The following is a 25,511-nucleotide window of genomic DNA, read 5'->3' on the forward strand; positions in this document are numbered from 1 at the left end:
GGTAAATTGATTATTTTATTCAACAATAATATTCGGAATAAATTGATTTCGTATAACTATAATATATGGTTTTTTTTCCAATTACAGTTTCACCATCTATCTCTTTTCTTTACTTCATCTCCGTTTTTTTTGAACGTCCATCTTGTTCCGTAAAAGTTGTTGATTCTTTGCTTGAGTCGGGTTTTCATCACCATGGTGATGCCCGGCCCCTTGTTGTTTCAACAGCATACCTCTAGGAATCAGAGCAAACATTCGGCTTGATTCGTCTTGTAAGTATTTTTCAAGAGCTATGTGTTGACTTCGTGTTGGCTAGGGGCATACAAAAAACATCGCCAGGGTGTAAAAACCGCATGGCAATGTAGACAAACCTCACAGACTGTTAAGTGCTTCGCAATTATTCCTCGTTCCCAGTAGAGATCGCATTCCCCTCATACGAAATCCAATCACTCCAACTCCCCGCATACAGCTTCACATCCGTGAAGCCCGCTTCGAGCAACGCCATCACGTTCGGCGTAGCGGTGACACCCGATCCGCAGTAGACAATGACTTCACCGAGGGTCGCGAGGTCGGCAAAGCGCTCGCGCTGGGTGGTTGCAGGCTTCCACTTGCCGTCGGCGTCGCGGCTTTCGCCGAAGGGGCGGTTGATCGCGCCGGGGATGTGCCCGGCCTTGCGGTCGATCGGCTCGACCTCGCCGCGGTAGCGTGCGCTGTCGCGCGAGTCGATCAGCGTGACGGCTGCGGCAGCAGCGTGGTCGGCGTCCGAAGACGCAGAGGCCGCGCTAGTGCTGGCAGCCTCAGCGGCCCCCGCCGCCTTCGCGGCGACGACCTCGCGCACGCGGTCGACGCCGACGAGCAGCTCCGGCCGCGGCGACGGCAAGAACGTTGCCGGCGCGACGCTCGGCGTCTCCGCCGACACGGCGCAGCCCGCGCGCTGCCAGCCCGCGAAGCCGCCGTCGAGCACGCGCACGGCGTCGTGGCCCGCGTACCGCAGCAGCCACCACAGCCGCGACGCCATCGCGCCGCCCTGGTCGTCGTACGCGACGACCGTCGAGCCTGCGCCGATGCCGGCCCGGCCGAGCGCCGCGGCCAGCGCGTCCAGCGCGGGCAGCGGATGCCGCCCGCCGTGCTCCCCGACCGGAGCGGACAGGTCCCGCTCCAGATCCAGATACACGGCGCCCGGAATGTGCGCCTCTTCATAAGCCGCGCGGCCCGCATCGGGCTGCCCGAGCACGAACCGGCAGTCCGCGACGACGAGCCCCGGCTCGCCAAGCCTCGCCGCCAGCTCCTCCGCCGCGATCACGTACTTGCTCATACCCGCTCCCCCTCCGCTTCCTTTTTCCGCTCCGCGGAATTCGCATCGCTCTGTACTGCCGTCCCTGAAGCCCTTTCCCGCTCCACGCTATATCGATTAGTCGGCACGGCCAACCCCAGATGCCCGCGCAGCGTGTCATGCTCGTATTCCTCGCGGAACAGCCCGCGCTGCTGCAGGATCGGCACCACGTGGTCGACGAAGTCGTCGATCCCCTCCGGCAGCACATGACCGAGGATGATGAACCCGTCCACTGCCTCCGCCCGGAAGAACTGCTCGAGCACGTCCGCGATCCGCTCCGGCGTCCCGACGAGCGGCCCCTTCGGCGTCGCGTTACGGAGCGCCGCCTGCCGGAGCGTCAAGCCCTCCTCGCGCGCCTGGCGCTTGATGTTGTCCGTGACGCTCTTGTAGTTCTCGCTGCCGAGATCCCCCAGCTCGGGAAACGGCGCATCCAGCGGATACTGCGTGAAGTCGTGATGGTTGAACCACCGGCCCAGGTAGCGAAGCGCGTGCTCGATGCTGATGAGCCCCGCGATCCGCTCGTACTTGGCCTCGGCCTCCTCCTGCGTCGCGCCGACGACCGGCGCGATGCCGGGCAGGATGAGCAGCTCATCCCGCCGCCGTCCATACCGAGCGAGCCGCCCCTTCACGTCGTCGTAGAACCGCTTGGACGCCTCGACCGTCTGCACCCCGCCCATGCCGGTGAACACCGCGTCCGCGCCTTCGGCCGCAAGCTCCTTGCCCGCCTCCGAGGACCCCGCCTGGAACACCACCGGATACCCCTGCGGCGAACGCCGGATGTTGAGCGGCCCCTGGACCGCGAAGTGCTTGCCCTGATGGTCGAGCCGGTGCATCTTGTCCGGATCGAAGAAGACGCCGCTCTCCTTGTCCCGCGAGAACGCGTCCTCCTCCCACGAATCCCACAGCCCCCGCACCACCTTCAGATGCTCGGACGCTCGCTCGTACCGCTCGCCATGCGCCGGATGGCGCTCTCGGCTATGGTTGAGCGCGGCGCCGTCCAGCGCCGACGTCACCAGATTCCACCCTGCGCGGCCGCCGCTCAGGTGGTCGAGCGAGGCGAACTGCCGCGCCACCGTGAACGGCTCGCTGTACGTCGCCGACACCGTTCCCACCAGCCCGATGCGCGACGAGTAGGCAGACAGCACCGACAGCGTCGTCACCGGCTCGAACCGGTCGAGATACTGCGGCATGCTCACCTCATTGATGAAGAGACCGTCCGCGATGAAGACGAAGTCGAGCTTGCCGGCCTCCGACTTCTCCACCATATGGCGGTAATGCGCGAGGTTCGTCGCCCCGTCCGCCGGCGTGCCGGGATACAGCCAGGAAGCCATCTGCTCCCCCGTGGCGAGCAGCGCAGCCCCGATGCGCATTTTCCGCCCCGTCTGTCCCGCCTGTTCCGCCTGCCCCGTCCGTCCTGCCTGTGCCGTCTTGTCCGTCGTATCCGTCATGCCCTTCACCTCTCGTCGCTCATCGCGAGCGTAATCTGTCTATGCCGGCGTATTCCCCGCCCGTCAGTCCGTCAGTCCGTTAATCCGCAGTCCGTTAGTCCGTTGATCCGTCTCTCCATCAGTCTGTCCGTCTGCCCCTTACTCGCCCGCCCGCTCGTACGCGATATAGGCGTTCACCCGATGCGCCATCGCCGATCCCGCCTTGAGCGCGCCTGCCACTACGATCGTCTCCGCGAGCTCCGCGAGCGACGCGCCCTCCGACTTGGCGAGCTTCGTATAATACTCGATGCTGTAGGCGCAGCCCTCGATATGCGCGATCGCGACCGCGACGAGCGCCTTGTCCTTCGCGCCGAGGCTTCTGGGCGTCAGCACTTCCCGGCCGAAAGACACGAATGCCGTATACAGCTCCTCGTTGACCGCCTCCAGTGCCTCCAGCTTCGTCAGATTCTCGCGCGCGTACAGGTCGTCCGCAGGCGATTCCTCGTACGCATTCAGCGCGTTGATGCCGTGGTACAGCGCCGATCCGCCCTTCACCAGCGCGCTCACGCCGATTGCCTCTACAACTTCCTCCTTGGTCGCCTGCAGCTTGCGGCCCGCCGCGACATGCAGGTCGATGCAGTACGGGCAGCCCGTCGCATGCGCCGACGCGATCGCGATGATCTCCTTCAGCTTGGCGCCGAGCGCGCCTTCCTGCATGGCGACCTTGTTGAACTCGCCGAACGCCTTGAACGCCTCGGGGGCGTGCGGTACGAATTTCGGAGCGTATTTGGGAAAATAAGACCTCGCATAAAGGCTGTCCTGTTCAGCGGATACGGTCATGGGGGTGCCTCCTTCAATGTGGGCGAAAGGTTCTTCGCATTATTTCCGTGTATATTGGTGCGATTAATCGGTAATTAGTGCTATAATAACACGCATATAAGCGCTTGAATAATTGAATTATCGAATGCTTCCGTTTCCTTTTATCGAATCGAGAATCTCACATACGGCCATCCCGGGAGGAACGACCATGGACATTCGCGGCATATCCACCTTTCAGACGATCGTGCGGACGGGGAGCTTCCAGAAGGCGGCGCAGGAGCTGCAGTACGCCCAATCCACCATCACCAAGCAGATCCAGAACCTCGAGGACAGCCTCGGCGTCAAGCTGCTCGAGCGCGGCAAGAAGCTGCGGCTCACGCAGGCGGGCGAGCTGTTCATCGCCAAGAGCGACCGGCTGCTGCGCGACTACTACGAGCTCCAGCAGACGATGACCGATCTGAACGACGGGGAAAAGGGGAGCGTCAACGTCGGCATCATGGAGCCCGCCGCCAGCTACCGCATCCCGGCGCTGCTGAAGCGGTTCGCCGAGGCCTACCCGAGCGTGGACGTCCATCTGCGCATCCACAACAGCCACATGTTCAACCAGCTCGTCAGCGACGGCTCCGTCGACTTCGCCATCTGCGCGACGCCGGACAGCGGGCTCGGCACGACGTTCGAGCCGCTGTACGTCGAGGACATCGTCCTGCTGCTGCCGTCCGCGCATTCGCTCGCGAAGCGCCGGCGCATCCAGCTCAGCGACCTGCGCGGCGAGCAGATCCTGCTCACCAACGCGACTTGCCCGTTCCGCCGCAAGCTCGAGACGGCGCTGCACGAGCGCGGCGGCACGCCGTACCGCAAGATCGAGATCGGCAACATGGCCGCGCTCAAGTATTACGTCCAGGTCGACTACGGCATCGCCGCCGTGCCGCGCATCACTGTGACGCCCCCGCCCGAGGGCACGATCGTCCGCGCCATCGAGGACTTCGACACCGGCCTCACGACCGGCCTCCTCATGAAGAAGGACACCCGCCTGCTCAGCGCCGCCGCGCGCAAGCTGTCCGCCTTCCTGGCGGCCGAGCTCGGCCGGCTGGGCGAACGCGCCGATGCGGCAGTCGCAGCCAAGGCCTCGCTAGCCTAGGCGCCGCGGGTGTCCCCTTCTGCGCTGATCAGCCCTTCGGCTCCCGGCCGCCGCTCCGCCGCCGCGCCTTCCACACCCGGCTGGCCACGGCGTACAGCACGCCGAGCGCCGTCAGTCCGAGCAGGCCGCCGGACAGCGGCCGCGTCGCGAAGATGGCGAAGTCGCCGTTGGACATGATGAGCGACTGGCGGAACGTGCCCTCCAGAATCTTGCCGAGGACGAAGGCGAGCACCATCGGCGCCGGGTCGAAGCCGGCTTTTCGCATCAGATACCCCAGCACTCCGAAGAACAGCACGACGCCCATATTGAAGCTGTCGTTGCCGAGACTGTACACGCCGATCAGCGTCAGCACGACCGCGAACGCCATCAGGATGCTGCTCCGCACCCGCAGCAGCTGGATGAACAAGCCGACGAACGGCAGGTTCAGCAGCAGCAGGAGCGCGTTGCCGATGTACATCGACGAGACGACGCCCCAGAACAAGTCGGGATGCTCGCCGATCAGCTGAGGTCCCGGCGTGATGCCGTTCAGCAGCAGCGTGCCGAAGATCAGCGCCATGACCGCGTCCGACGGGATACCCAGCGTCAGCAGCGGGATGAACGCCGCGCCCGCAGCCGCGTTGTTCGCCGACTCCGGCCCGGCGACGCCCTCGATGGCGCCCTTGCCGAAGCGCTCCGGCGTCTTCGATACCTTCTTCTCCACGCCGTACGAGGCGACCGTGGCGATGATCGATCCCCCGCCCGGCAGGATGCCGACGAAGAACCCGATGACCGAGCCCCGCAGGATCGCCCACTTCGCCTGCGCGAAGTCCTTGACCGTCGGCCATACGCGTCCGACCTTGGTCTGCTTCAGCGTCCCCTTGGACAGATGCTCGAGGTTGTACAAGATCTCGCCGACGCCGAACACGCCCATGGCCATCGCCGCGAAGTCGATGCCGCCGAGCAGATGGTTCGAGCCGAACGTCAGGCGGATCGAGCCGGTGATCGGATCCTGCCCGATCGTCGCGAGCAGCAGGCCGAACGCGGCGCATACCGCGCTTTTCAGGAACGACTTGGTCCCCAGATACGCGACCAATAGAATGCCGAGCGACGTCAGCACCGCATACTCCGGCGCGCCGAACTTCACCGCGAACCCCGCCAGGCCCGGCGCGAGGAAGCTCAGCCCGATGACGGCCAGCGTGCCCGCGACGAAGGAGCCGATCGCCGCGATGCCGAGCGCGATGCCCGCCCGGCCCTGCTTGGTCATCTGATAGCCGTCGAACGTCGTGACGACCGACGCGGCCTCGCCGGGCAGGTCGAGCAGCGTCGAGGTGATGGAGCCGCCGTACATCGCGCCGTAGTAGATGCCCGCCATCATGATGATCGAGCTCTCGGGCGGCAGCGTGAAGGCGAACGGCAGCAGCAGCGAGATCGTGGCGGTCGGGCCGAGGCCGGGGAGCACGCCGACGATATTGCCGACGAGCACGCCGATGAGGCAGTACATGAGATTGTGCCAGGACAGCGCGACTTCGAAGCCTGAGGCCATCGCATTTAACGTATCCATGGGCTACCTCGCGTTGAACAGCAGGATATCATCTGGAAACGGAACGTCGAGACCCCAACCGAAAATGATATAGATGAGCGCGGTGAGCCCTACGGATACGGGCACCGCGACGCGCCAGCGCTCCTTGCCGAGCAGCTTGGTCCAGAAGAGCAGCAGCGCAAGGCACGGCAGCGACAGCCCGAAGCGCTCGAACAGCAGGATAAACGCGGCGAGCCCGAGCACGGCGTAGAGCGGATAGCGGGAATTGCGCGTGAAGCCCTCTTCCTCGGCGCCCTCCGTCCGCTCCCAGGCCGCCTCGAGCGCGGCGTCGTCGGTGCCGGGAACGGGATGGATATGCTCCTGAAGCTGGTGTATCGTCCCGGAGGCGGGCTTCTTGCGCAGCGCCAGCGCGAGCAGCGCCAGCGAGACCAGCGAGATGAGGACCGACAGGCAGGTCGGCCATAGACCGGGCCCGGGATTCTGCCAGCTGCCTAACGTCATCCGCGCGGACAGTACCAGAAAGTAGACGCCGATGCCGAGCGAGACGGCGCCGGGCCATAGGGCGGCTGCGTTGATTCTAGGCGTATTCATCGGATTCGCACCCCTTAGCAGGCAGGAAGGCCGAGCGCTCGCGGTTGGTCCGCTTGGCGCTCGGCATCGTTGCCGTTATGAATGGTTGGAGCAATTAGAGATTAGGACTTCTTGAGGTTCTCCTGGTAGTAGCCGAGCGCGTCGTCGTAGGCTTTGCGGAATTCGGCGGCCGGCGTGAAGATCGGCTCGATAAAGATATTGTCGAAGCTCTTCTTGACGTCCGCGTCGGCGGTCGCTTGCTTGAGGGCGTCCTCGAGCTTGGCGATCACGTCGGCCGGCGTGCCCTTCGGCACGAACAGTCCGCCTGGAGGCGGCGCGAACGTGAGACCGCTGAGGTTCTGCTCGTCGGACGTCTGGACGTCCGGCAGAATGGCGGAGCGCTTCTTGGTGACGATGGCGAGCGGGCGGAACTTGTTGTCCTTCACGTACGACAGAATCTCGGAGTCGACGTTGACGATCGCGTCGACGTTGCCCCCGAGCAGCGCGTTGACCGCATCGACGCCGCCGTTGAACGGCACAAGCTGGAACTTAAGATCCTGCGTCTTGGCGAACTGCTCGAGGCCGATGAAGGAAGGCGACGACGGGCCGGTCGTGCCGATCTTGATCGTGTTCGGCTTGGCCTTGATCGCGTCGACCAGCTCCTGCAGCGTCTTGTAGGCGCTGGAGGCCGATACGGCAAGCGCGTACGGGTTGTCCATGAAGCCGCCTACCGCGTCGAAGTCGGCGGTCGTGTAGCCGACGTCGGACGACAGCGGCGTGATGATGCCCGGACCGACCGTCACGAAGCCGACGGTGTAGCCGTCCGGCTCGGACTTCAGCACTTCGTTCATCGAGAGCGCCCCGGCGCCGCCCGGTTTGTCGATGACTTCGACCTTCTGTCCCAGCACGGACTCGAGCTTCGGCTGGAGCGCCCGGACCGCCAGGTCCGACGCGCCGCCCGCGGAGAACGGTACGTAGATCTGGATCGTCTTGGTCGGGTAGTCGGCGCCGCCGGACGATGCGCTCGGACTTGCGCTCGCGCTGGCCGGCGCCGAAGCGCTGCCCGACGGCGCCGCGCCGCTCGAAGCGCCGCCTGCCGCGTTGTTATTGTTGCTGCCGCAGGCGCCCAGCACCGTCGTCAACAAGAGAGCCGTACCCAGGGCGGCGAATCGGAATTTCTTTCTCATCTAGGTCCCCTCCAATTATCCATGTAAGTTACTCGGATTAATCAGATTATAGGACGCAACCTTCGTTGAAGTAAAGATGAAATAAAGAATAGCAAATATCGAAAAAAGTGAATCGAAGCAGGGATCGGAAACTTGATAGGATGGACTTCCCGCCTCTAGCCGCCATAAAAAACACCCCTTAGCGTTCATCGGTTTAACCGCAGAGGGTTAATCCAATGTCCATGCTAAAGGGTGCATTTAGGGAGCAAGGGACAAAATTCCCTACTCCCATTTAGGTGCGGTCAAACTAACTTTAAAGACGCGAGTACGCGGTAAATCAGTTCGGCGCTTTCCGCGCGGGTCGTATTCTTCTTGGCCTGGATCGGAAAAGCGTCGGACTGTTTCATAATCCCTTGTTGCAGCATCGCGTCGACGGCCTCCGTCGACCAGCTGCTGTACCCGGCCGCCGCGCTGAATTGCTGTGCCGAGCCTGTCGCGTTGCCGCGATAGCCGCCATAGATAAGCGCTTGATACAAGATGGAGACCATTTCTTGCTGGCTGATCATTTGGCTCGGTTTAAACGTTCCGTCCGTATACCCTTTGAACAAGCCCGCCTGAACGGCCGCGGCTACGGAATCGGAATACCAGGCATCCGCTTTAACGTCTTTAAAGCCGGAGGCGCCGGCGTTTGGCACGATTCCCAACGCTTTTACCAGCAAAGACGCGGCTTCGGCGCGAGTGACCGGTCCTTCGGGCTTGAAGGTGCCGTCGGCATATCCGTTGATGACTCTTCTGCCGGCTAATGACCGGATCGACTTCTGCGCGAATGGGCTGGTTTCGACATCGTTGAAGCTCTTTGGATTCGAGACGATGGCGTAAACCGAGTTGCCCTTTTGGTAGATCGTTGCTTTTAATTTGTTCCCGTCCCTCGCAAAGGTCGCGGGCACCGGGAGCACTTTGCCGCTGGCGGAATCGATCATGACGGCGGACAGGTCCTCTACGGATTGAACGAGGGAATCGATCGTCAATGTATGCCCGATATACTGATCGAAATTCGCAACGACGTTCGATGCTTGGCCGGGTGTATCTTTGCGGATCTTGTAATCGAATAACGTTCCGATCGGCTTAAGCCCGTTATTGGATAACGCCTGATAGGCAGGAGCGGCAGAAGCCGCCACCGATTCGATCTGGAACGAATATCGGACGTTTTTATCGTAATTGAAAGAACTTAGCGTATGAAGCGGAATGATCAGCCCTGCTTGTTCGCCTGCGATTTCCATGGAAGAGGATTTGTCCTTGGTAAGAAGTATGCCGATCTGTTCTCCGTTCAACTGCAGATTGATTTTGTCTGTTTTATCTTTTACGGCAATCTGCAATGTATTCGAGCTGCCGGTCCAGTTCGCTACCGTTTTGAATAAATCTTCATTTTCGATCGTTATATTGTTCAGCGTCGTCCCATCCGTCTCTGTCACGATCTGCGATTTGTAGAGGAGGGCCTGATCGCTAGCGCCTGCCGGCGGTTTAACTCCGCCACCAATGCCGCCGCCGATACCACCGCCGATACCACCACCAATGCCGCCACCGCCGCCGCCATTGCTACCGCTACCGCTATTTTCGGCTGCGTATTCCTTCCATACAAGGAAGCTTTCCGCCTTGCCGGGGGCCGTTATGCCGACGAAAATCACTCGAAAGCTCTCGTCCAACTTGATAGCCGACACGGTGGCGCTTGATTGCCCGTTCGCTGCGGAGGCTTGTCCGTACAGCCTTCCTGCCAGATCGTAAACCTTGACGATGTCGCCGGATTGCAAGCCGGACACCGTCACCGAATCCGCCGCGCCCTTGCCGTTTGTGACGGCAATCTGCTCCGGCGTCGGAGCGATCGTCATCCGATCCGGAATCTCCGTCAGCGCGAAGCCCGGCGCGCCGTCGCCGTCGGGATCCTGCAATTGAACGGCCATGATGATGGCATGCTCGGGAATGGCTGTATTCGGCGGAATGTTAAACGCATAGCTTGACTTGCCTGAAGCATTCACGTATCCGATCGGATCACCGATAACGTTGTCTTCCCCGGCGAAATAAACCGCATACCGATCGCCGGCAAGTTCTCCGGTCGCTTGATCGAAGGTCAACGGTCCGCCAATCTCGTCGGCCGAGGTGTCGGTGTCTGACAGCAAGGCATTCGTCGGATAATAGGTATCGCTGTCCCAAAGCCGAATGACGATTTCAGCGCTTGCCAGCGCCTGATTTTCACCGTATTCGGGCCTATACATGGGCGTTATACCGATTTTCTTGACGGCAGAAGGAATGGATCTGTTTAACCGATGAACAAAACTCCCGTCCGTTTGGCGATCGTATGAATAAGAATAATCGTCGTAAGCACTTGGGACAGGTTGATTCGCCGAATCGTAATAACGAATGCGATATTGCGTTACGCCGCCCGCAAGGTTGCCCGGATAGAAGCTAAGATCGCCTTCTATCTTATTCGGATCATCGTTTTCGTCCAGAAAGTACGCGCCGGAGGGTTTAAAGCCTTCGTTAATTTGCTGCTTCATTCCTTCGAAACTATCAAACTTCATCAGCGTAAATTGGGGATTCGTTTGCGCTCCGTTCCCCGTAAAAAGTAAAATGGCACCGTCTTCTTTGATATAACCGTATGTCACCGGGAAAGGAAATGCGTATGTCGGATTAAACGTGTCCCGGTCGTAAAAGCCGTTCGAGGCAAGGACGCGGCTGTCGCGAGCGAAGAGCAGGCGGGCGTTGTAATAAACGTTTTTGTAGCTCCCGTATACCGACTTGAAGTTATCCGCGGATAACCGCGTGGCGGCATAATAGACATAGTCGCCGTCTTGGATCACTTCTTTGGGGGCGGACGAATAGGCATCGGAATCCATCACGCTCTGCAAGGTGGAGGCGTCCAGCTTGTACAGCTTCCCGCCGGAGGAGCCTGTCTCGCCTGCCAGGATATGCGAGGCATCCGGCGTCATGACGATACTTGGCGTACTATAAGTTCTAGAATCAATGCGGTAAACCGAATCGTAGACTCCGATTTTCCCCCAACTGCCGGAGGTAACGAAGTAGGCCTTCCCCGGACCTGCCGCGACGTCGCTTGTTAACGCACCGAGCTCCAGTTCGGTAATAGGCGCCATAAAGTCAGTCTCGTCATGCGTATCGATCTTGGCGATGTGCGTACTCCCGCCCAGCGACACATAGAGGATCCCGTCGCGTACATCGACGTCCGTCGGTCTCGAACCTACATATCGATCCTGGAGCACTTGGAACGTCTCGGTATCGATCTGGAGCAGCCGGTTGGCTTCGGTCGAGATCGCATACAAATAACGCTCGTCTTCGCCCATGGCAAAAGCGGTCAAATCGCGGTCTAACGTGATTCGGTTGGCTTCTTGTTCATATTGAACCGCCGGCCGGGCGTTGGACAGGTCAAACGCTTGTTTGCGAATGGATTTCGAATCGGTTTGAAAAGAATATACACGGCCCTGGGCATCTACTCGTACGAGCGCGTTGTATTCCAACGAATCATAGGTCGCGACCCTTATGCCGTCATCCTTGCGCATGATTCCCGACGTCCCGTATAGATAGCCTGCGCGTTCGGCTTGAATGGTGCCTATCGAACGCGTGGTGGATCGGATCCGTCTGGTAGCGGCGTCGATCTCAACCGCATCGTAATAGATCGTGCCGTCGATGACAAACAAAGAGCTTCCGTACCCGCCGTCCGGCTCAAGGGACCAGAGCTTGCTCCCGTCCATCCCGTAGGCATTAATCTGATATCTGGAAATGCCGGTCTCGGCTGCAAAGAGGATGTGCGACGAATGGTCGATCTCTAATTTGGGTTGGTAAACGATCGTATCGATCGTGGTATCCACGCCCGTCGTCAGGTCCTTACGGTGGATGTCGCACCACTGGTCGCCGTCGGCATAGAACAAAACGTCGCCGTCTACGGCAACCTGTGCGGGTTTTTCGAACGTGTTGATATTGCCGACGACGCTTTGCGTGTCCAGGTCCACGACCGCGATCATCGTCGCGCCGCTTAAGGCGACGTATAACTTGTTGCCTGCTTGATCGATGCCGTATGGGGAAGAACCTACGGCTAATCGCTTCTCGATTTGAAAATTGTCCAGACGGATAAATAACAACTCATTGGTTGGCCCCGCCGTCGCATACAGATAACCTCTTTGATCGTCAATCAGCATATCCTGAACGTAGGACCCTACGCTAAGAGATTCGTCGGACAAGGCCGACGTCTCCGCCGATGCGACCGGCGGGATGTGAGCCAAAGAACCTAGAACAAACAAGCAAATCATGGAAACCAGCAAACGCTTCAGTACAAGCTTTCTCAATGGGTACACCTTCGTAACACGCTCCCGGCATAGGCACTTTTTTATCTGTATTGTAACTTATATCCAGTGGAGCTAAAAGATATATTTTGAGGATAACAGAGGCATGAACTCGAAAATAAAAAGCGCCCCGAGTCCTGCTCGGAGCGCCCTATATAAGCTATTATGCCAATGACTTCGCATCCTGCTCCGCCAGCTTCGCGACGGCGCGAAGCGCAGCCTCGATCTCCCGCTCGACGGCCTGCGCGACGGCATCGGTGTGCGGGTCGTACTCGGCCGCGAGATCGGCGTCCGCGTAGCCGTCCACCGCCAGGATCGCGCCCGCGCGGGCACCGCGCAAGCTTGCGATAACGTACAGCGCGGCGATTTCCATCTCGACGCCGATGGCGCCCGCCTTTTTGTACGTCTTATGCGGCACTTCCAGCGCGCCCTCGAAAAAGACGTCGACCGTCACGGTGATGCCCTTGCCTACGACGCCGCCGAGCGCGAGCGCCGACTCGTACAGCGCCTCGACGATGCGGCTGTCGGCGACGGCCGGGAACCCGTCCGGCACGATCGACCGGGTCAGCCCGTCGGTCCGCAGGGCCGCCGTGCTGACGATCAGGCTGCCGGCCGGCGTCCGGTCCGAGTAGGAGCCGGCGGTGCCGACGCGGATCAGCGTCTTGACGCCCGCGCGGATCAGCTCCTCGAAGCAGATGGCCGCGCCCGCCGAGCCGACGCCATGGCTGACCACCGCGAGGCGCACGCCTTGGTAGTCGCCGACGAACGTGCGGTACTCCCGGGCGAAGGCCAGCTCTCGCGCGCCTTCCAGCTTACGCGAGATCACCTCGGCCCGGCGCGGGTCGCCGCAGACGATCGCATACTCGGGAATGTCTTCGGATTGAATTTGCAAGATCGGCAGGTACATCGTTAATCGAACTCCTTCTTCGTCCATTCGTCTTCGGGAATCGGCAGCGCCATGCCGGAAAACCGCTCTTCCGCGAACGGATCGGCCTCGTTGTGGAACCCGTTGCGCTCCCAGAAGCCCGGCCGGTCCTCGCGCATGAACTCGATGCGGCGAATCCACTTCGCGCTCTTCCAGAAGTAACGATGCGGAACGAGCGTGCGCAGCGGCCAGCCGTGCTTGTCGGAGAGCGGCTCTCCCGCATAGCGGTAAGCGAGCATGACGTCGTCCCGCAGCAGATCCTCGAGCGGCACGTTGGTCTCGTAGTCCGGATCGGCATGGAACATGACGTACTTCGCTTCAGGCTTCACGCCGAGCAGCGGCAGCAAGTCCTTGAACAGCACGCCCTCCCACTCGGTGTCGAACTTCGACCACCGCGTCACGCAGTGAATATCCCGCACGATCTTGGTCGCGGGCAGCCGCAGGATCTCGTCGAACGTGAAGGAGCGCTCCGCTTCCACCTCGCCGCACACCGCGAGCCGCCAAGCGTTCAGATCGTAGACCGGCACATCGCCTTCGTGCAGGATCGGAAACTTCTCCGTGACCGTCTGCCCCGGGGGCACCCGATCGCGCAGCGCCGGATCGACGTTGGCCAAGGCAGGAGCCTTCGCTTTTTTGAGACGGTCCGCTTTGTTGTGCATCTTCGTTGTCAGCCTCCTCTGGCGTCCGGCTTTATCTGGAGCTGGAGCCGGCGTTTTGAGCGTCTTTGAGGAACCCTTTGTCCCGGAAAAAGAACATAGCGATAATCGTCACGACATAAGGAACCATCTGCGTAAAATGAGACGGCCACGACACGCCCTGCAGCCGGATGCTGAACGCGTCCATGAAGCCGAACAGCGCGCTGGCGCCGAGCACGCCGAGCGGCCCGGATTGGCCGAGCATCGTCGCGACGAGCGCGATGAAGCCGCGGCCCGACGTCATCCCTTCGGTGAACATCGTGACTTGCCCGAGCGACAGCTGCGCGCCGGCGAGGGCGCACAGCACGCCGCAGGCGATCATCGCGCCGTATTGGTAGCGGCGAACGTGGATGCCGATCGTCCGGGCGGCGAGCGGGTTGCTGCCCGCGGCGAGGAACCGGAACCCGTTCACCGTGCGATAGAAATAGTACCACAGCAATCCCGCCAGCAGGAACGACAAGTAGACAAGCGGAGAATGCCCGGAGAAAATGTCGCCGACGACCGGAATGTCCTTGATGAGCGGAATGTCCCATTTCGGCAAGCCGACCATTTCCTTATCGTAGTATGCGCCCTTTACATGGAAGATCGTCCGCAAGCTGAACGTCGTCACGCCGAGCGCCAAGAAGTTTATCGCGATGCCGACGACGATCACGTTGGCCTGCAGATGGATGCTGAGGAACGCGAAGAGCAGCGAGAACGCGCATACGCATACGATCGCGAACAGGATGGCCAGCATCGTATTCCCGAAGTAATGGTTGCCGACGATGGCCGTGAACGCGCCGATCAGCATCAGACCTTCGAGTCCGACGTTAAACAGGCCGACGCGCGCGCACAGCGCGCCGCCCAGGGCCGCGAGCAGGATCGGCGTCAGGATGCGAAGCGCCGAATTGAACAAGGCCAGATCAAACAGCTGATCCATCGACGATCGCCCCCTTTTTACGCCGCGCGAAGCTCCAGCTAAATTTAACGGTTATGAACAAGATGAGCACGGCTTGGATCACCGAACCGATCTCAAGCGGCACGTCGGTATTGAGCTCCACGCCCATGCCGCCCGTCTGAAGCGCCGCGAGGAAAAAGGCGCCGACGGCCGCGCCGATCGGATTCCCGTTCGCGAGCAGCGCCGCCATGATGCCCGTCCAGGCATAGTCCGCCGAAGCGAACGAGCCGTCGATGTAGCGATACTGCGAGCCAAGTACCTCGGCCGCGCCCGCAAGCCCGGCGAGTCCGCCGCTCGCGAACATCGTCGTCAGCATGAGCGACGTCCGCCGGACCCCGCCGTAAACGGCGAACAGCGGGTTGCCGCCCAGCATGCGCGCCTCGTAGCCTTTGACCGACTTGGCCAAATAGATGTACAGGATGACGACGGCCGCCAGCGCGAGGACGAATCCGGCGTGCACCGTCATGCCCTTGAACAGCTTCGGCAGCCAGATCGCGTGTTCGAGCATCTGCGTCTGGGCCATCGCGCCCGCGCCCGTCTTGTCTTTGAACGGATAGGTGACCAGATAGCCCGCGAACAATGAGGCGATGTAATTGAGCAGCATCGTCGTGATGAGCAGATTCACCCGGAAGCGGACGTCGAAGTAACCGGCCATCGCCGACCATAGCCCGCCCGCGACAATGCCGCCAAGCATCGCTACGATGCACACGAACCAGCCCGGTCCCGGCACGTGCAAGCCGATGAGCGCCGCGCTCAAGCCGCCGAACGCCATCTGCCCCTCCGCGCCGAGGTTGAAGAAGCCTGAACGGAAAGCGACCGCCGCTCCCATGGCGACGAGAAGGAGCGGCGTCGCGCGCGCGAGCGTGCTCGTGAAAAAGTAAAAGCTGCCGAATGCGCCCTTCCACATTTCCGCATACGTCTCCGCGATCGAGCCGCCGGCCACGAGAATGGCGATCGAGCCCGCGAGCAAGCCGATCACGATGGCGATCAGCGGTCCGCGAAGCGGAAGCAGCCACGTTCCGATTTTACTCATTTCGTATCCCTCCTCCCGCCATCAGCAGGCTGAGCTTGTCCTCGCTCGCCTCGTCGACATGCAGCTCTCCCGCGATGGTTCCTTCGTACATGACGACGATCCGGTCCGACAGCTTCAGTATCTCCGACAGCTCCGACGAGACGAGCAGGATCGCCCCGCCCTCGGCCCGCTTGCGCAGCAGCTCCTCGTGGATCGTCTCCATCGCCCCGATGTCGACGCCGCGCGTCGGCTCAGCCGCGATTAAGAAGGGCGTGTTCTGCGCGAGCTCGCGGGCGACGATCAGCTTCTGCAGGTTGCCGCCGGATAAGTTTTGCGTCTGGTTATCGAGCGAGCCGGCCTTGATCGCATAGCGCTTGACCCAGTCCGATACGAGCGCCTTCGTCCCTCTGCCGCGCAGCATCCCATAACGCCCCAGCCGATTCTGGTGGCCCATGATGCCCGTCTCGGCGACGGTCGCGGCTTTGTTGGCACCCCATATGTACCGGTCCTCGGGAATATGCGCCAGCCCGGCGTCCCGCAGCGCCCGCGCGCTGCTGCCCGTCACGTCCTTGCCGAGCAGCGAGATCGTGCCCGCATCCGGCTTCGCGAGGCCCGCGATCGACTGGATCAGCTCGGATTGACCGTTGCCGGAGATGCCCGCCACGCCGACGATCTCGCCTTCGCGCACGGTCAGGTTAATGCCGTCCAGCAGCGGTCTGGGTCCGTGTCCGGCGAGGGAGACGTCTCTGAGCTCGAGCACGCTCGCCTTGGGATTCGCGGATTTCTTCGTGGAAGGCGCAAGCTCGCGGCCGACCATGAGCCTGGACAGCTCCTCCACGCCCGTCTCGGAGGCGTTCAGCGTGCCCGTCACTTCGCCGTCGCGCAGCACGGTGATCCGGTCGGCGACGCTCATCACTTCGTTCAGTTTATGCGTAATCAAAATAAAGCTCTTGCCCATGCCCGCCAGCTTCTTGATCGCTTCGAGCAGTTCGGTGACCTCCAGCGGGGTCAGCACGCCGGTCGGCTCGTCGAGGATGATGATCTCCGCGCCTTGATGGAGAACCTTCAGGATCTCCACCCGCTGCTGCACGCCGAGCGGGCAGTCGCCGACCCTCGCTCGCGGATCTACGCGGATGCCGTATGTATCGGTGAGCGCCTCCACCTGCGCAACCGCGGTCTTGCGGTCGAACCGGACGGCGCCGGGCTCGCGGCCGATCACGATGTTCTCCGCCACGGTGAAGTCCGGGAACAGCATGAAGTGCTGGTGCACCATGCCGATGCCGCTGGCGATCGCATCCTTCGGATCGGCGAAGCGCACTTCGCGCCCGTTCAGCCTGATTACGCCTGAAGTCGCCTGCTCCATGCCGTACAAAATGCGCATGAGCGTCGTTTTGCCCGCGCCGTTTTCCCCGACGATGGCATGCACTTCCCCGGCCTTCAGGTTATAGTCGATTCCCCTGTTCGCGACGACGCTGCCGTAGCTCTTCGCGATTCGTTCCATCTCGAGCAGCATGCGACCCCTCCTGTCTGCGGTCCTTATAAGCATAGGAAACCGGCTGCTCGGGGCAGCCGGTTATCGATGGTTATTGGTTAAAGCGGCATTTATGGTTGCAAAGGATTTTTGACGACGGTCGTGCCTGCAATGATATCATCGGAAATCTTCTTGAGCTTGTCAACATTTTCTTGGCCGATCGCATCGCTCAGCGGGGACTTGCTGTCTTTGTTGACGTAAGTCAGGCCGACGCCGCCTTCCTTGAGGCCGTAGTCGCGGACGCCGTACGAGAAGTTGCCTTCGACGAAGTCTTTGACCGTCTCGTAGGCTACTGCGTCCGTGCCTTTGAGCTGCGCCAGGATGACTTGTTTGCCGTCGGTGTTGTCCGTATCTTGACCGGACGTGTAGAAGCCCTTGTCGCCTGCGGCTTCGAAGACGCCGAGGTCGCCTGCGGCCGACATGCCGGCGATGAAGTCCGCGCCTTGGGCGTTTTGCTGCAGAGCCAGTTCCTTCGCCTTCGCAGGGTCGGTATATCCGCCTACGAAGCCGACCAGGATCTTAATGTTCGGGTTGATGGATTTGGCGCCTTGCTCGAATCCGCTCGTGTACTTGGAGAGGAGCGGGATGTCCATGGCGACGACGTTGCCGACCGTGCCGGACTTGGAGACGAGAGCGGCCGCGGCGCCGAGCAGGTACGACGCTTCGTACTCGCGGAACGCGATGGAACGAACGTTAGGCAGGTCGACGACCGTATCGATGACGGCGAATGCCTTGTCCGGGTATTCCGGCGCGATCTTTTTCAGGGCGTCTTCGACTTGGTAAGTCGCGGTGATGATCAGGTCGTAGTCGCCTGCCGCCGCCGTACGGATGTTTTGCTCGATGGAGGCCGGATCCGTGGACTCGATCGTATTGACTTCCACGCCAAAATCCTTGCCGGCCTTCTTCAAGCCTTCGTCCATCAGCACGAAAAACGCGTTGACGCCGATCGGCTCGGGCGTGATGAGCGCGACTTTTTTCGGCTTGCCTTCGGAAGCCGCCGGCGCGGACGCGCTTCCGCTTGCCGGCGCGCTGCTGCTGGCGCTGCCGCCTGCGTTGTTGCCGTTGTTGTTCTTATTCGATCCGCACGCCGCGAGCACGCCCGCGATCAGTACGAACATCAGAACGAGCGATAATGTTTTCTTCATCTGTTTCTCTCCCCCGGAATAGGTGCTATATAAGTAGACTCTATGATATCCTAGAAGATCACTGGGTTTTTGTCAAATGTATTTTTGGCGGTTTCGACAAATTTCGCTGTCATTCTTGATTTGAGATGGTATCCAACAGATTCTGCAAACACGCGATACCCCGCACTTGCCGGGCCAATGCTTGATCGATGTATCGAAGAGATTGCAGCGCGATATCCTTAGCCTGCGCCACATTGTGCTTATCGAGCTCCGATAATACTTCGCGGACGGTATCCAAGGAATACACGGCTCGCTGTACGGTTCGGATGACGAGCACTTTTCGGATATCCGAAGCGCTATAAATACGGAATCCGCTCCCTTGCTGCCGCTCGGGCCCGATTAACCCTTCCTTCTCCCAATGCCGGATCGCGGATGCCGATACGTTCGCTTCCTTCGCGACCTCGCCGATCGTATACGAGTTTTTATCGCGGCGTCGCGGCAGATCGCCCAGCTCTCTCAGATCCAGCATGTCGACCGTTCTTTGCACGGTTTCCTTCTCCGCATGCAAGTTAACCTGTGCCTTGTTGATGAGCCATAAGGCATCAAGCGCCTCCCCGCGAATGATGCGCGGCATGACCTCCCGGATCAGCTCCATGCCAAAACCCTCATACATCGCGCGTATGCATTGGAAATAAGCCTCGTGTTCCTTGGTATACATGCGATAGCCATTGGCCGCTCTCTCGACCTCGGGAACAAGGCCCCACGCTTCATAATGCCGCAAAGCGCTCGTACTTATATTTAGCTTTTTTGCGATCTCAATTCCTTTCATCCCGGCCTCCCGATGTAAACCTACAATCGTCAATTAAAGTACATGACGGGTTTACGCCCTTCGCTTATTTTAACACATCATAAATTTCAGTCGCACCTTAGCATTTGCATGAATTTGATACGCTTGACGGGTAAGCTAAATTTACGTAAAAGGGGTGTCCGTCCATCTTTAACATCAAACCGATTTTACCTTGTCCGTCCATTAAGGAGCAGGTGTCCTTTTATGAAAGCTTGGGCTTCAACACCGTTCAGACTTACACGCGGCCCAATCCTTATGCCGTTGTCCGTTACGGCTCGCTCGAGCTGCATTTCTATGGAACCAAACGAATATTGCCGAATGAGAACCCCCAGATGTGCTATATCGAAGTCGACGATGTAGATGGGGTCTACGAACAATTCGCGTCCGGCTTGAAACGACGCCTCGGTAAAATCCCTCGTTCGGGCATCCCCCGAATATCGAAAATAAAACAGCTGGCGGAAGATCGAAGATTTATGGTGACGGATGTAGGCGGGAATACGTTCTACATCGGGATGCGGAATGCCGATCCTGCATTCTTTAGAACCATCGAGAGCGCGGCGTATGCCCAAAATTTCGAGACGCTCTACGATCTCCTATATTCGAAGGAGGACTACCATGCGGCGTTTAAAATGTGGGAAAAATTCTTTCCTGCAGCGGATTTGGATTCGATAGAGGCAGGAGACTTGGATCTGGCGAAAATATGGCTGGTCGCTCTGGACATTCACTTGCAACGAGACCAAGCAGTGAATCCAAGCTTGAACGAGAAACTGCAAACTTTACTTGACGTTTACAGCGCGGCCGACAGCCCGGATTGGGACAAGATCTCGCACCAGTACCGCGAGATGATGGACGGTGAATGAGTGACGGCGGCGGTCGCTAGATTCGAATAGCGGCAAGCAGCCCCGGCGCGAACCCGGTGCATATGCGTCATTTTCCCGAACAGCCGTTACCCGCGTCGCCCGCGCTCATAGATTATAGCGATATCCTCAGATCCATGGGACAAGGAGAGCGATCGAACGTGGGAGCAGGCTCGTTAGACGCGAATGCGCAGAAGGGGGTCACCGTCGTTACCTGCACCAACCGCCGCGATTATCTGGATAACCTGTTCCGGAATTACGGCAGGCAGAAGCATGCGGCTAAAGAACTGATCGTGATCGTCAATCACGACCAAATCCCGCTCGCGCCCTATCGCCGGCTGGCCGGCAAGCACCGGAACGTAAGAATCTATCGCATGCCGGAGCGCCGCTCGCTCGGCGCCTGCCTCAACTTCGCCGTCGGCAAGGCGCGATACCGCTGCGTCGCCAAGTTCGACGACGACGATTATTACGCGCCTTATTATCTGAACGACAGCCTGCAGTCGCTGCGGCGGACGAAGGCGGACGTCGTCGGGAAACGCGCGCATTATATGTACCTGCGAGGGGCGAAGAAGCTGATTCTCCGATTCGCCCGCGACGAGCACCGGCCCGCGGACAGGCTGCCGGGCGCGACGCTCGTATTCAAGAAGCGGGTGTTCGAGCGCGTCCGCTTCCCCGACCGCAGCGTGGGCGAGGACGACCTGTTCTGCGCGCGCAGCAGCCGGAAGGGCTACAGGGTGTACTCGGGCGGAAGGTTCAACTTCGCGGCCGTCCGAAGGAAGAACTCGGCGAGCCACACGTGGATCATCGGCGACAAGGAATTGCTCGCGCACCACCGGACGATCCCGGGCGTGACCGACTACAAGCGCTTCGTGCGGAGAAAGCCGAGGGGGAACCGCTAATGGCGCCCGCGGCGGACGGCAGCGGGACGGGCTCGTTCGCGGTGTCCGTCGTGGCCTGCACCAAGCGGCGGGCGTACATGGATGCGCTGCTGCGCAACTACGGCAGACAGCGCTATGGGGACAAGGAGCTGATCGTGATCCTGAACGGCATGGACTTGCGGATCGTGGAATACGTCAAGGCGGCCGCGCGCTACAAGAACGTAAAGGTGGTTAGCCTGCCGGCGCATCTGTCGCTCGGCCACTGCCTGAACGTCGGCGTACGCCTAGCGCGGCACCCGCTGATCGCCAAGTTCGACGACGACGATTATTACGGGCCCGGGTACCTGACCGAGAGCGTGCGGGTGCTGCGCGGGACCGGCGCCGACATCGTCGGCAAGCGCGCGCACTATATGTACCTGGCCGGCCGGAAGCTGCTCCTGCACCGCTACTACGACAGGGCGAACCGGTATGTCGATCAGGTGCAGGGCGCGACCCTGCTCGCGCGTCGGCAGGTGTTCGACCGCGTGGGGTTCCGCGACCTGAACCGCGGGGAGTGCGTGAAGCTCTGCGCCGACGCGCGGGCGAGCGGCTGCCGGATCTACGCCGGCAGCCCGCACGACTTCATCGCCATGCGCAGGCCCCGGTCGCGGGACCATACCTGGGTCGTCAGCGACCGGGAGCTGATGACCCGGCATGCCCGCGTGCTGCGGGTGAAGGACATTCGAGCGTTCGTCTGCCGAAGCTAACAGAGCAGACTTGGCCGGAATGGCAGTAACCGTGGATCGCTACTTGAACCGGTAAGCGCGCGGCTCCTCGAACCAGAAGCTGCCGTCCTGGGAAAAGTCCTGATAAGGGCTCGGGGAAACCTGGTCGACCAGCCGCAGGTCTTCCTCCGACAACCGGACGTCCAAGGCCTTCAGGTTGTCCGCCAGCTGATCGGCATTGCGGATGCCTACGACGGGAAAAACGTCCGGACGTCGCAGCAGCCACGCCAGCGCGAACTGGCCGAGCTTCGTTCCCTTGGACTCGGCTTGCCTCGCCAGGCGCTCGACCTTCTCCAACTTGGCCCGATTGGCCGGCGATTCCGGATCCATCCGTTCGCCGCGGGAGTCGGCGGGCAGCGGCCTACCCGCTCTGTACTTGCCCGACAGCCAGCCCCCGTCCAGCGGAGAGTAGCACAGCGTGGCGAGCCCATGGCGCTCCGAGGCCGGCAGAATCTCCTGCTCGATGTAGCGGTTGAAGACGCTGTAGGACGGTTGGTTGGTGACGAAGCGCTCCAGGTTCATGCGGTCGCTGACCCAGAGCGACTCGACGATGCGCCAAGCTTCGAAGTTCGAGCAGCCGATATAGCGCACCTTCCCTTGCCTGACCAGATCGTCCAGCGCCCGCAGCGTCTCGTCGAGCGGCGTGTGCGGATCCGGCCGATGGATCTGGTACAGGTCGATATAGTCGGTGCCCAGCCGCTTCAGGCTTGCTTCCACCTGCCGCATGATGCGGTGCCGGCTCGCGCCCTCGCCGTTCGGTCCCTCCGCGGTACGCACCTTGAACTTCGTCGCCACGACGACCCGATCGCGCCGGCCCCGGATCGCCTTGCCGATGATCTCTTCGCTGGTTCCCTTCCCGTAGGTGTCCGCGGTGTCGAGGAAGTTGATGCCGGCATCGAGCACCCGGTCGATGATTCCGAGCGACGTCCGCTCGTCCAAGTCCCAATCTCCGTAAGTCATCGTCCCCAGGCACAGTCGCGACACCTGCAGGCCCGTCCTTCCCAAGTATGCGTATTCCATGCGGTTTCCCTCCGATTGGTTCATACGTAGATGACGCTACCGCCCATTATACCCGATTCCGCGATGCGCATCTTCCGACGCCTCCGCGCTTCCTTCATCTATACGAAATCCACCTATCGGCCGACATCGGATCATAGTATAATTCGCATGGAATCAAAGATGAAGACACGGCCATGGGGGGTTCAGATGAGAATATACACGCAAACGGAGCGGCGCGCGATCCACAAGCGGACGCTCGCGATCGTCGTGATCGCGCAGCTGTTCGGCGGCGCGGGGCTCGCTTCGGGCATTACGGTCGGCGCCCTCCTGACGCAGGACATGACGGGCTCGGACGGCCTGGCCGGTCTGTCGACGACGCTGTTCACGCTAGGTTCGGCGATATCGGCCTTCGCGGTCGGACGCTTGACCCAGCGGCTCGGCCGGCGCGCGGGCCTGACGGCCGGCTTCCTGACGGGCGCGGCAGGCGCGCTGGGCGTTGTCGCGGCGGCCGCTTGGGACAATCTGCCGCTGCTGCTCTTGGCGATGCTGGTCTACGGCGCAGGGACCTCCACCAATCTGCAGGCGCGCTACGCCGGCACGGACCTCGCCGAGCCGCATCAGCGAGCCCGGGCCGTCAGCATCGCGATGGTCACGACCACGTTCGGCGCCGTAGCCGGACCGAACCTGGTCTCGCCCATGGGCAGACTCGCGGCCGATTGGGGGATCCCGCCGCTCGCCGGGCCGTTCATGCTGGCCTCGGCGGCATTCGCCCTGGCGGGCCTTGTATTCGCCATCCTGCTGCGGCCGGATCCGTTCCTCGTCGCCAGGGCGAGCGCAGACGACGCGCCTGCCGCGAGCGCCGTCGGAGGCGCCGGCGCCGATACGCCGGAGCGGTCGGGCAGCCGCGGCATCGTCGTCGGCGCGTCGGTCATGCTGATCACCCAGATCGTCATGACCGCCGTTATGACGATGACACCGCTGCATATGAAGCATCACGGCCACAGTCTGGACATGGTGGGCCTCACGATCGGCGCGCATATCGCCGCCATGTTCCTCCCCTCGCTCGTGACCGGCGTGCTCGTCGACAAGGTCGGGCGGATCGCGATGTCCTGCGTAGCGGCGGGGACGCTGCTCTGCGCGGGCCTCGTCACCGCGTTCGCGCCGGGCGACTCGTCGGCCTGGATGATCTTCGGCCTGGTGCTGCTGGGCCTCGGCTGGAACTTCGGCCTCATCAGCGGCACGGCCGTCATCGTCGACGCGACGAACCTCCGCACGCGCGCCAAGACGCAGGGCTCCGTCGACGTGCTGATCTCGCTCGCGGGCGCCGCCGGCGGCGCCTTGTCCGGCGCGGTCGTCGCTTTCTCGAGCTTCGGCGCGCTCTCGCTCGCGGGCGGCGCGCTCGCCTTGCTGCTGCTCCCCGTGATGCTCTGGTATCGCCGGGGCGGCTCCCGCCCGTCGACAGGCTCGTTCGAGGCGTAGCGGCACTTCGCAGGAATAAGACTCCCCGCTATGGAATAGATCGGGTAGAGTATAATAGAATCGCCGCAACAGAAGGAGGTTAGCCGCATGAAGTCCATTACCGTGCAGAGTCTCGCGGATCAATTCAAGCTGGAGGTACTCGCGGGCGCCGGGCGCCTGGACCGGGTCATCTCCCGTTCGCGGGCGCACCGCCCGGGTCTCGAGTTCGTCGGCTACTTCGAGTTCTTCCCGATGGAACGCGTGCAGGTGCTCGGCCGCAAGGAGATCACGTATCTGCTGCAGCTGAGCGTCGAGGAACGGCTGCTCCATATCGGCAACATCGTCAAATATCACCCGCCCTGCTTCATCGTGACCGCGGGCCAGCAGGAGCTCCCCTACCTGACGAAGTTCTGCGACGAAGAAGGCATCCCGCTGCTGCGGACCGGAGATCCGACGACGGAGTTCATCGCGAAGCTGGACGGCTACCTGGTGAAGGCGCTCGCGCCCGAGCAGTCGATCCACGGCGTCTGCGTGAACGTATCGGGCATCGGCGTGCTCCTGCGGGGCAAGTCCGGCATCGGCAAGAGCGAGACGGCGCATACGCTCATCCGCAGAGGCCACCGGTTCGTGGCGGACGATATCGTCGTGCTCAGGAAGCTCGGCCCCGCGCTGCTGCTCGGGTCGCACAACGAGACGACGCGCGAGTTCCTCGCGCTGCGCAGCGTCGGCCTGATCAACGTCGTCCGCCAGTATGGCCGCAGGGCGTTCCAGGACGAGACGCGCATCGTGCTCGACATCGAGCTGACGACATGGCGCGACGGCGAGCTGAGCAACGCGCTGGAGCTCGAGCCCAAGTTCTCCGAATACATGGGCGTGCAGATTCCGTACTTGGAGATCCAGCTGCAGCCCGGGCGCGACGTCGCCGGCCTCATCGAGGCCGCGGCGAACAACTGGTATCTCAAGCAGCTCGGCTATAGCGCGGTCGAAGAGTTCATGCAGCGCATCCAGAGCAGCATGCAGTGAGCATCTTGCGGTCCGCGGACCGCAGCCGTTTCAATTTAGGAACATTCGCGCGCGCTCAAGGCACCGTGAAGTGCGGACGTTCCTGCTCAGTAACGCTCAAGCGCTCCTCTAGCACACCGCGAGTCTCTAGAAGCCTTCCCCCA

The 25,511-nt window shown here is 61.3% G+C and carries 21 protein-coding genes; 6 read left to right on the plus strand and 15 right to left on the minus strand.

All coding sequences use genetic code 11. The features are described 5' to 3' along the window. Positions 1 to 394: 394 nt before the first annotated feature. From PQG80_RS18485 to PQG80_RS18495, 3 genes are all read right to left on the minus strand, one after another. Positions 395 to 1,312: a sulfurtransferase gene (locus tag PQG80_RS18485; RefSeq protein WP_271752919.1), complete on the minus strand. Its 918-nt coding sequence runs from the start codon at positions 1,310 to 1,312 to the stop codon at positions 395 to 397. Next, positions 1,309 to 2,700, minus strand: a complete 1,392-nt coding sequence (locus PQG80_RS18490; protein WP_271753111.1) for an LLM class flavin-dependent oxidoreductase — start codon at positions 2,698 to 2,700, stop codon at positions 1,309 to 1,311. The genes PQG80_RS18485 and PQG80_RS18490 overlap by 4 nt, the downstream gene beginning before the upstream one ends. Before the next feature lie 216 nt (positions 2,701 to 2,916). After that, the gene (locus PQG80_RS18495; protein ID WP_271752920.1) at positions 2,917 to 3,597 is read right to left on the minus strand and encodes a carboxymuconolactone decarboxylase family protein; all 681 of its coding nucleotides are present in this window, start codon (positions 3,595 to 3,597) and stop codon (positions 2,917 to 2,919) included. A 187-nt stretch (positions 3,598 to 3,784) separates the two neighbouring features. Here PQG80_RS18495 and PQG80_RS18500 point away from each other — a divergent pair, with 187 nt between their 5' ends. Further along, entirely contained in the window at positions 3,785 to 4,714 is a 930-nt protein-coding gene (locus PQG80_RS18500; RefSeq protein WP_271752921.1) for a LysR family transcriptional regulator, read from the plus strand. A gap of 28 nt (positions 4,715 to 4,742) precedes the next feature. Here the strand turns inward: PQG80_RS18500 and PQG80_RS18505 are convergent, their stop codons facing one another. From PQG80_RS18505 to PQG80_RS18555, 11 genes are all read right to left on the minus strand, one after another. Then, positions 4,743 to 6,254 carry a tripartite tricarboxylate transporter permease gene (locus PQG80_RS18505; protein WP_271752922.1) on the minus strand — a complete coding sequence of 504 codons (1,512 nt, stop codon included), beginning with the start codon at positions 6,252 to 6,254 and terminating at the stop codon, positions 4,743 to 4,745. A gap of 3 nt (positions 6,255 to 6,257) precedes the next feature. Further along, complete coding sequence (locus PQG80_RS18510; protein ID WP_271752923.1) at positions 6,258 to 6,824, minus strand: tripartite tricarboxylate transporter TctB family protein; 567 nt, start codon at positions 6,822 to 6,824, stop codon at positions 6,258 to 6,260. A gap of 101 nt (positions 6,825 to 6,925) precedes the next feature. Beyond that, complete coding sequence (locus tag PQG80_RS18515; protein ID WP_271752924.1) at positions 6,926 to 7,990, minus strand: tripartite tricarboxylate transporter substrate binding protein; 1,065 nt, start codon at positions 7,988 to 7,990, stop codon at positions 6,926 to 6,928. Positions 7,991 to 8,271: 281 nt separating this feature from the next. Further along, on the minus strand, positions 8,272 to 12,321 hold the full coding sequence (locus PQG80_RS18520) for an S-layer homology domain-containing protein (protein ID WP_271752925.1): 4,050 nt from the start codon (positions 12,319 to 12,321) through the stop codon (positions 8,272 to 8,274). A gap of 160 nt (positions 12,322 to 12,481) precedes the next feature. Beyond that, complete coding sequence (locus PQG80_RS18525; RefSeq protein WP_271752926.1) at positions 12,482 to 13,225, minus strand: nucleoside phosphorylase; 744 nt, start codon at positions 13,223 to 13,225, stop codon at positions 12,482 to 12,484. A gap of 2 nt (positions 13,226 to 13,227) precedes the next feature. Further along, positions 13,228 to 13,902, minus strand: a complete 675-nt coding sequence (locus PQG80_RS18530; RefSeq protein ID WP_271752927.1) for a sulfite oxidase-like oxidoreductase — start codon at positions 13,900 to 13,902, stop codon at positions 13,228 to 13,230. Positions 13,903 to 13,933: 31 nt separating this feature from the next. Then, positions 13,934 to 14,857 carry an ABC transporter permease gene (locus tag PQG80_RS18535; RefSeq protein WP_271752928.1) on the minus strand — a complete coding sequence of 308 codons (924 nt, stop codon included), beginning with the start codon at positions 14,855 to 14,857 and terminating at the stop codon, positions 13,934 to 13,936. After that, positions 14,841 to 15,908 (minus strand): ABC transporter permease, encoded by a 1,068-nt coding sequence (locus PQG80_RS18540; RefSeq protein ID WP_271752929.1) that lies wholly within the window; start codon positions 15,906 to 15,908, stop codon positions 14,841 to 14,843. Before PQG80_RS18540 ends, PQG80_RS18535 begins: the two co-directional genes overlap by 17 nt. Further along, positions 15,901 to 17,400: an ABC transporter ATP-binding protein gene (locus tag PQG80_RS18545; RefSeq protein WP_271752930.1), complete on the minus strand. Its 1,500-nt coding sequence runs from the start codon at positions 17,398 to 17,400 to the stop codon at positions 15,901 to 15,903. Before PQG80_RS18545 ends, PQG80_RS18540 begins: the two co-directional genes overlap by 8 nt. A gap of 89 nt (positions 17,401 to 17,489) precedes the next feature. Beyond that, complete coding sequence (locus tag PQG80_RS18550) at positions 17,490 to 18,563, minus strand: BMP family lipoprotein (RefSeq protein ID WP_271752931.1); 1,074 nt, start codon at positions 18,561 to 18,563, stop codon at positions 17,490 to 17,492. Positions 18,564 to 18,672: 109 nt separating this feature from the next. Further along, positions 18,673 to 19,371, minus strand: a complete 699-nt coding sequence (locus tag PQG80_RS18555; protein WP_271752932.1) for a MerR family transcriptional regulator — start codon at positions 19,369 to 19,371, stop codon at positions 18,673 to 18,675. A gap of 182 nt (positions 19,372 to 19,553) precedes the next feature. On the opposite strand from PQG80_RS18555, the gene PQG80_RS18560 reads away from it, so the two are divergent. From PQG80_RS18560 to PQG80_RS18570, 3 genes are all read left to right on the plus strand, one after another. Further along, complete coding sequence (locus PQG80_RS18560; RefSeq protein WP_490036335.1) at positions 19,554 to 20,249, plus strand: DUF8817 family protein; 696 nt, start codon at positions 19,554 to 19,556, stop codon at positions 20,247 to 20,249. A gap of 158 nt (positions 20,250 to 20,407) precedes the next feature. Continuing rightward, positions 20,408 to 21,145: a glycosyltransferase family 2 protein gene (locus tag PQG80_RS18565; RefSeq protein ID WP_271752934.1), complete on the plus strand. Its 738-nt coding sequence runs from the start codon at positions 20,408 to 20,410 to the stop codon at positions 21,143 to 21,145. After that, positions 21,145 to 21,870, plus strand: coding sequence for a glycosyltransferase family 2 protein (locus PQG80_RS18570; protein WP_271752935.1), 726 nt, complete (start codon positions 21,145 to 21,147; stop codon positions 21,868 to 21,870). Before PQG80_RS18565 ends, PQG80_RS18570 begins: the two co-directional genes overlap by 1 nt. A gap of 39 nt (positions 21,871 to 21,909) precedes the next feature. On the opposite strand, the gene PQG80_RS18575 is transcribed toward PQG80_RS18570, so the two are convergent. Then, a complete protein-coding gene (locus tag PQG80_RS18575; RefSeq protein WP_271752936.1) occupies positions 21,910 to 22,908 on the minus strand; it encodes an aldo/keto reductase in 999 nt (332 codons plus the stop codon). Between the two features lie 159 nt (positions 22,909 to 23,067). On the opposite strand from PQG80_RS18575, the gene PQG80_RS18580 reads away from it, so the two are divergent. After that, positions 23,068 to 24,366, plus strand: coding sequence for an MFS transporter (locus tag PQG80_RS18580; RefSeq protein ID WP_271752937.1), 1,299 nt, complete (start codon positions 23,068 to 23,070; stop codon positions 24,364 to 24,366). A gap of 87 nt (positions 24,367 to 24,453) precedes the next feature. Next, positions 24,454 to 25,368: an HPr(Ser) kinase/phosphatase gene (gene hprK, locus PQG80_RS18585; protein ID WP_271752938.1), complete on the plus strand. Its 915-nt coding sequence runs from the start codon at positions 24,454 to 24,456 to the stop codon at positions 25,366 to 25,368. The last annotated feature ends 143 nt before the right edge of the window (positions 25,369 to 25,511 follow it).

Origin of the sequence: Cohnella rhizoplanae (assembly GCF_948329515.1) — a bacterium.
GTDB lineage: Bacteria > Bacillota > Bacilli > Paenibacillales > Paenibacillaceae > Cohnella > Cohnella rhizoplanae.

Coding starts and splice junctions, on each gene's coding strand:
- PQG80_RS18485 (WP_271752919.1), bottom strand. CDS start 1,312: ATGAGCAAGTACGTGATCGCGGCGGAGGAGCTGGCGGCGAGGCTTGGC.
- PQG80_RS18490 (WP_271753111.1), bottom strand. CDS start 2,700: ATGCGCATCGGGGCTGCGCTGCTCGCCACGGGGGAGCAGATGGCTTCC.
- PQG80_RS18495 (WP_271752920.1), bottom strand. CDS start 3,597: ATGACCGTATCCGCTGAACAGGACAGCCTTTATGCGAGGTCTTATTTT.
- PQG80_RS18500 (WP_271752921.1), top strand. CDS start 3,785: ATGGACATTCGCGGCATATCCACCTTTCAGACGATCGTGCGGACGGGG.
- PQG80_RS18505 (WP_271752922.1), bottom strand. CDS start 6,254: ATGGATACGTTAAATGCGATGGCCTCAGGCTTCGAAGTCGCGCTGTCC.
- PQG80_RS18510 (WP_271752923.1), bottom strand. CDS start 6,824: ATGAATACGCCTAGAATCAACGCAGCCGCCCTATGGCCCGGCGCCGTC.
- PQG80_RS18515 (WP_271752924.1), bottom strand. CDS start 7,990: ATGAGAAAGAAATTCCGATTCGCCGCCCTGGGTACGGCTCTCTTGTTG.
- PQG80_RS18525 (WP_271752926.1), bottom strand. CDS start 13,225: ATGTACCTGCCGATCTTGCAAATTCAATCCGAAGACATTCCCGAGTAT.
- PQG80_RS18530 (WP_271752927.1), bottom strand. CDS start 13,902: ATGCACAACAAAGCGGACCGTCTCAAAAAAGCGAAGGCTCCTGCCTTG.
- PQG80_RS18535 (WP_271752928.1), bottom strand. CDS start 14,857: ATGGATCAGCTGTTTGATCTGGCCTTGTTCAATTCGGCGCTTCGCATC.
- PQG80_RS18540 (WP_271752929.1), bottom strand. CDS start 15,908: ATGAGTAAAATCGGAACGTGGCTGCTTCCGCTTCGCGGACCGCTGATC.
- PQG80_RS18545 (WP_271752930.1), bottom strand. CDS start 17,400: ATGCTGCTCGAGATGGAACGAATCGCGAAGAGCTACGGCAGCGTCGTC.
- PQG80_RS18550 (WP_271752931.1), bottom strand. CDS start 18,563: ATGAAGAAAACATTATCGCTCGTTCTGATGTTCGTACTGATCGCGGGC.
- PQG80_RS18555 (WP_271752932.1), bottom strand. CDS start 19,371: ATGAAAGGAATTGAGATCGCAAAAAAGCTAAATATAAGTACGAGCGCT.
- PQG80_RS18570 (WP_271752935.1), top strand. CDS start 21,145: ATGGCGCCCGCGGCGGACGGCAGCGGGACGGGCTCGTTCGCGGTGTCC.
- PQG80_RS18575 (WP_271752936.1), bottom strand. CDS start 22,908: ATGGAATACGCATACTTGGGAAGGACGGGCCTGCAGGTGTCGCGACTG.
- PQG80_RS18580 (WP_271752937.1), top strand. CDS start 23,068: ATGAAGACACGGCCATGGGGGGTTCAGATGAGAATATACACGCAAACG.
- hprK (WP_271752938.1), top strand. CDS start 24,454: ATGAAGTCCATTACCGTGCAGAGTCTCGCGGATCAATTCAAGCTGGAG.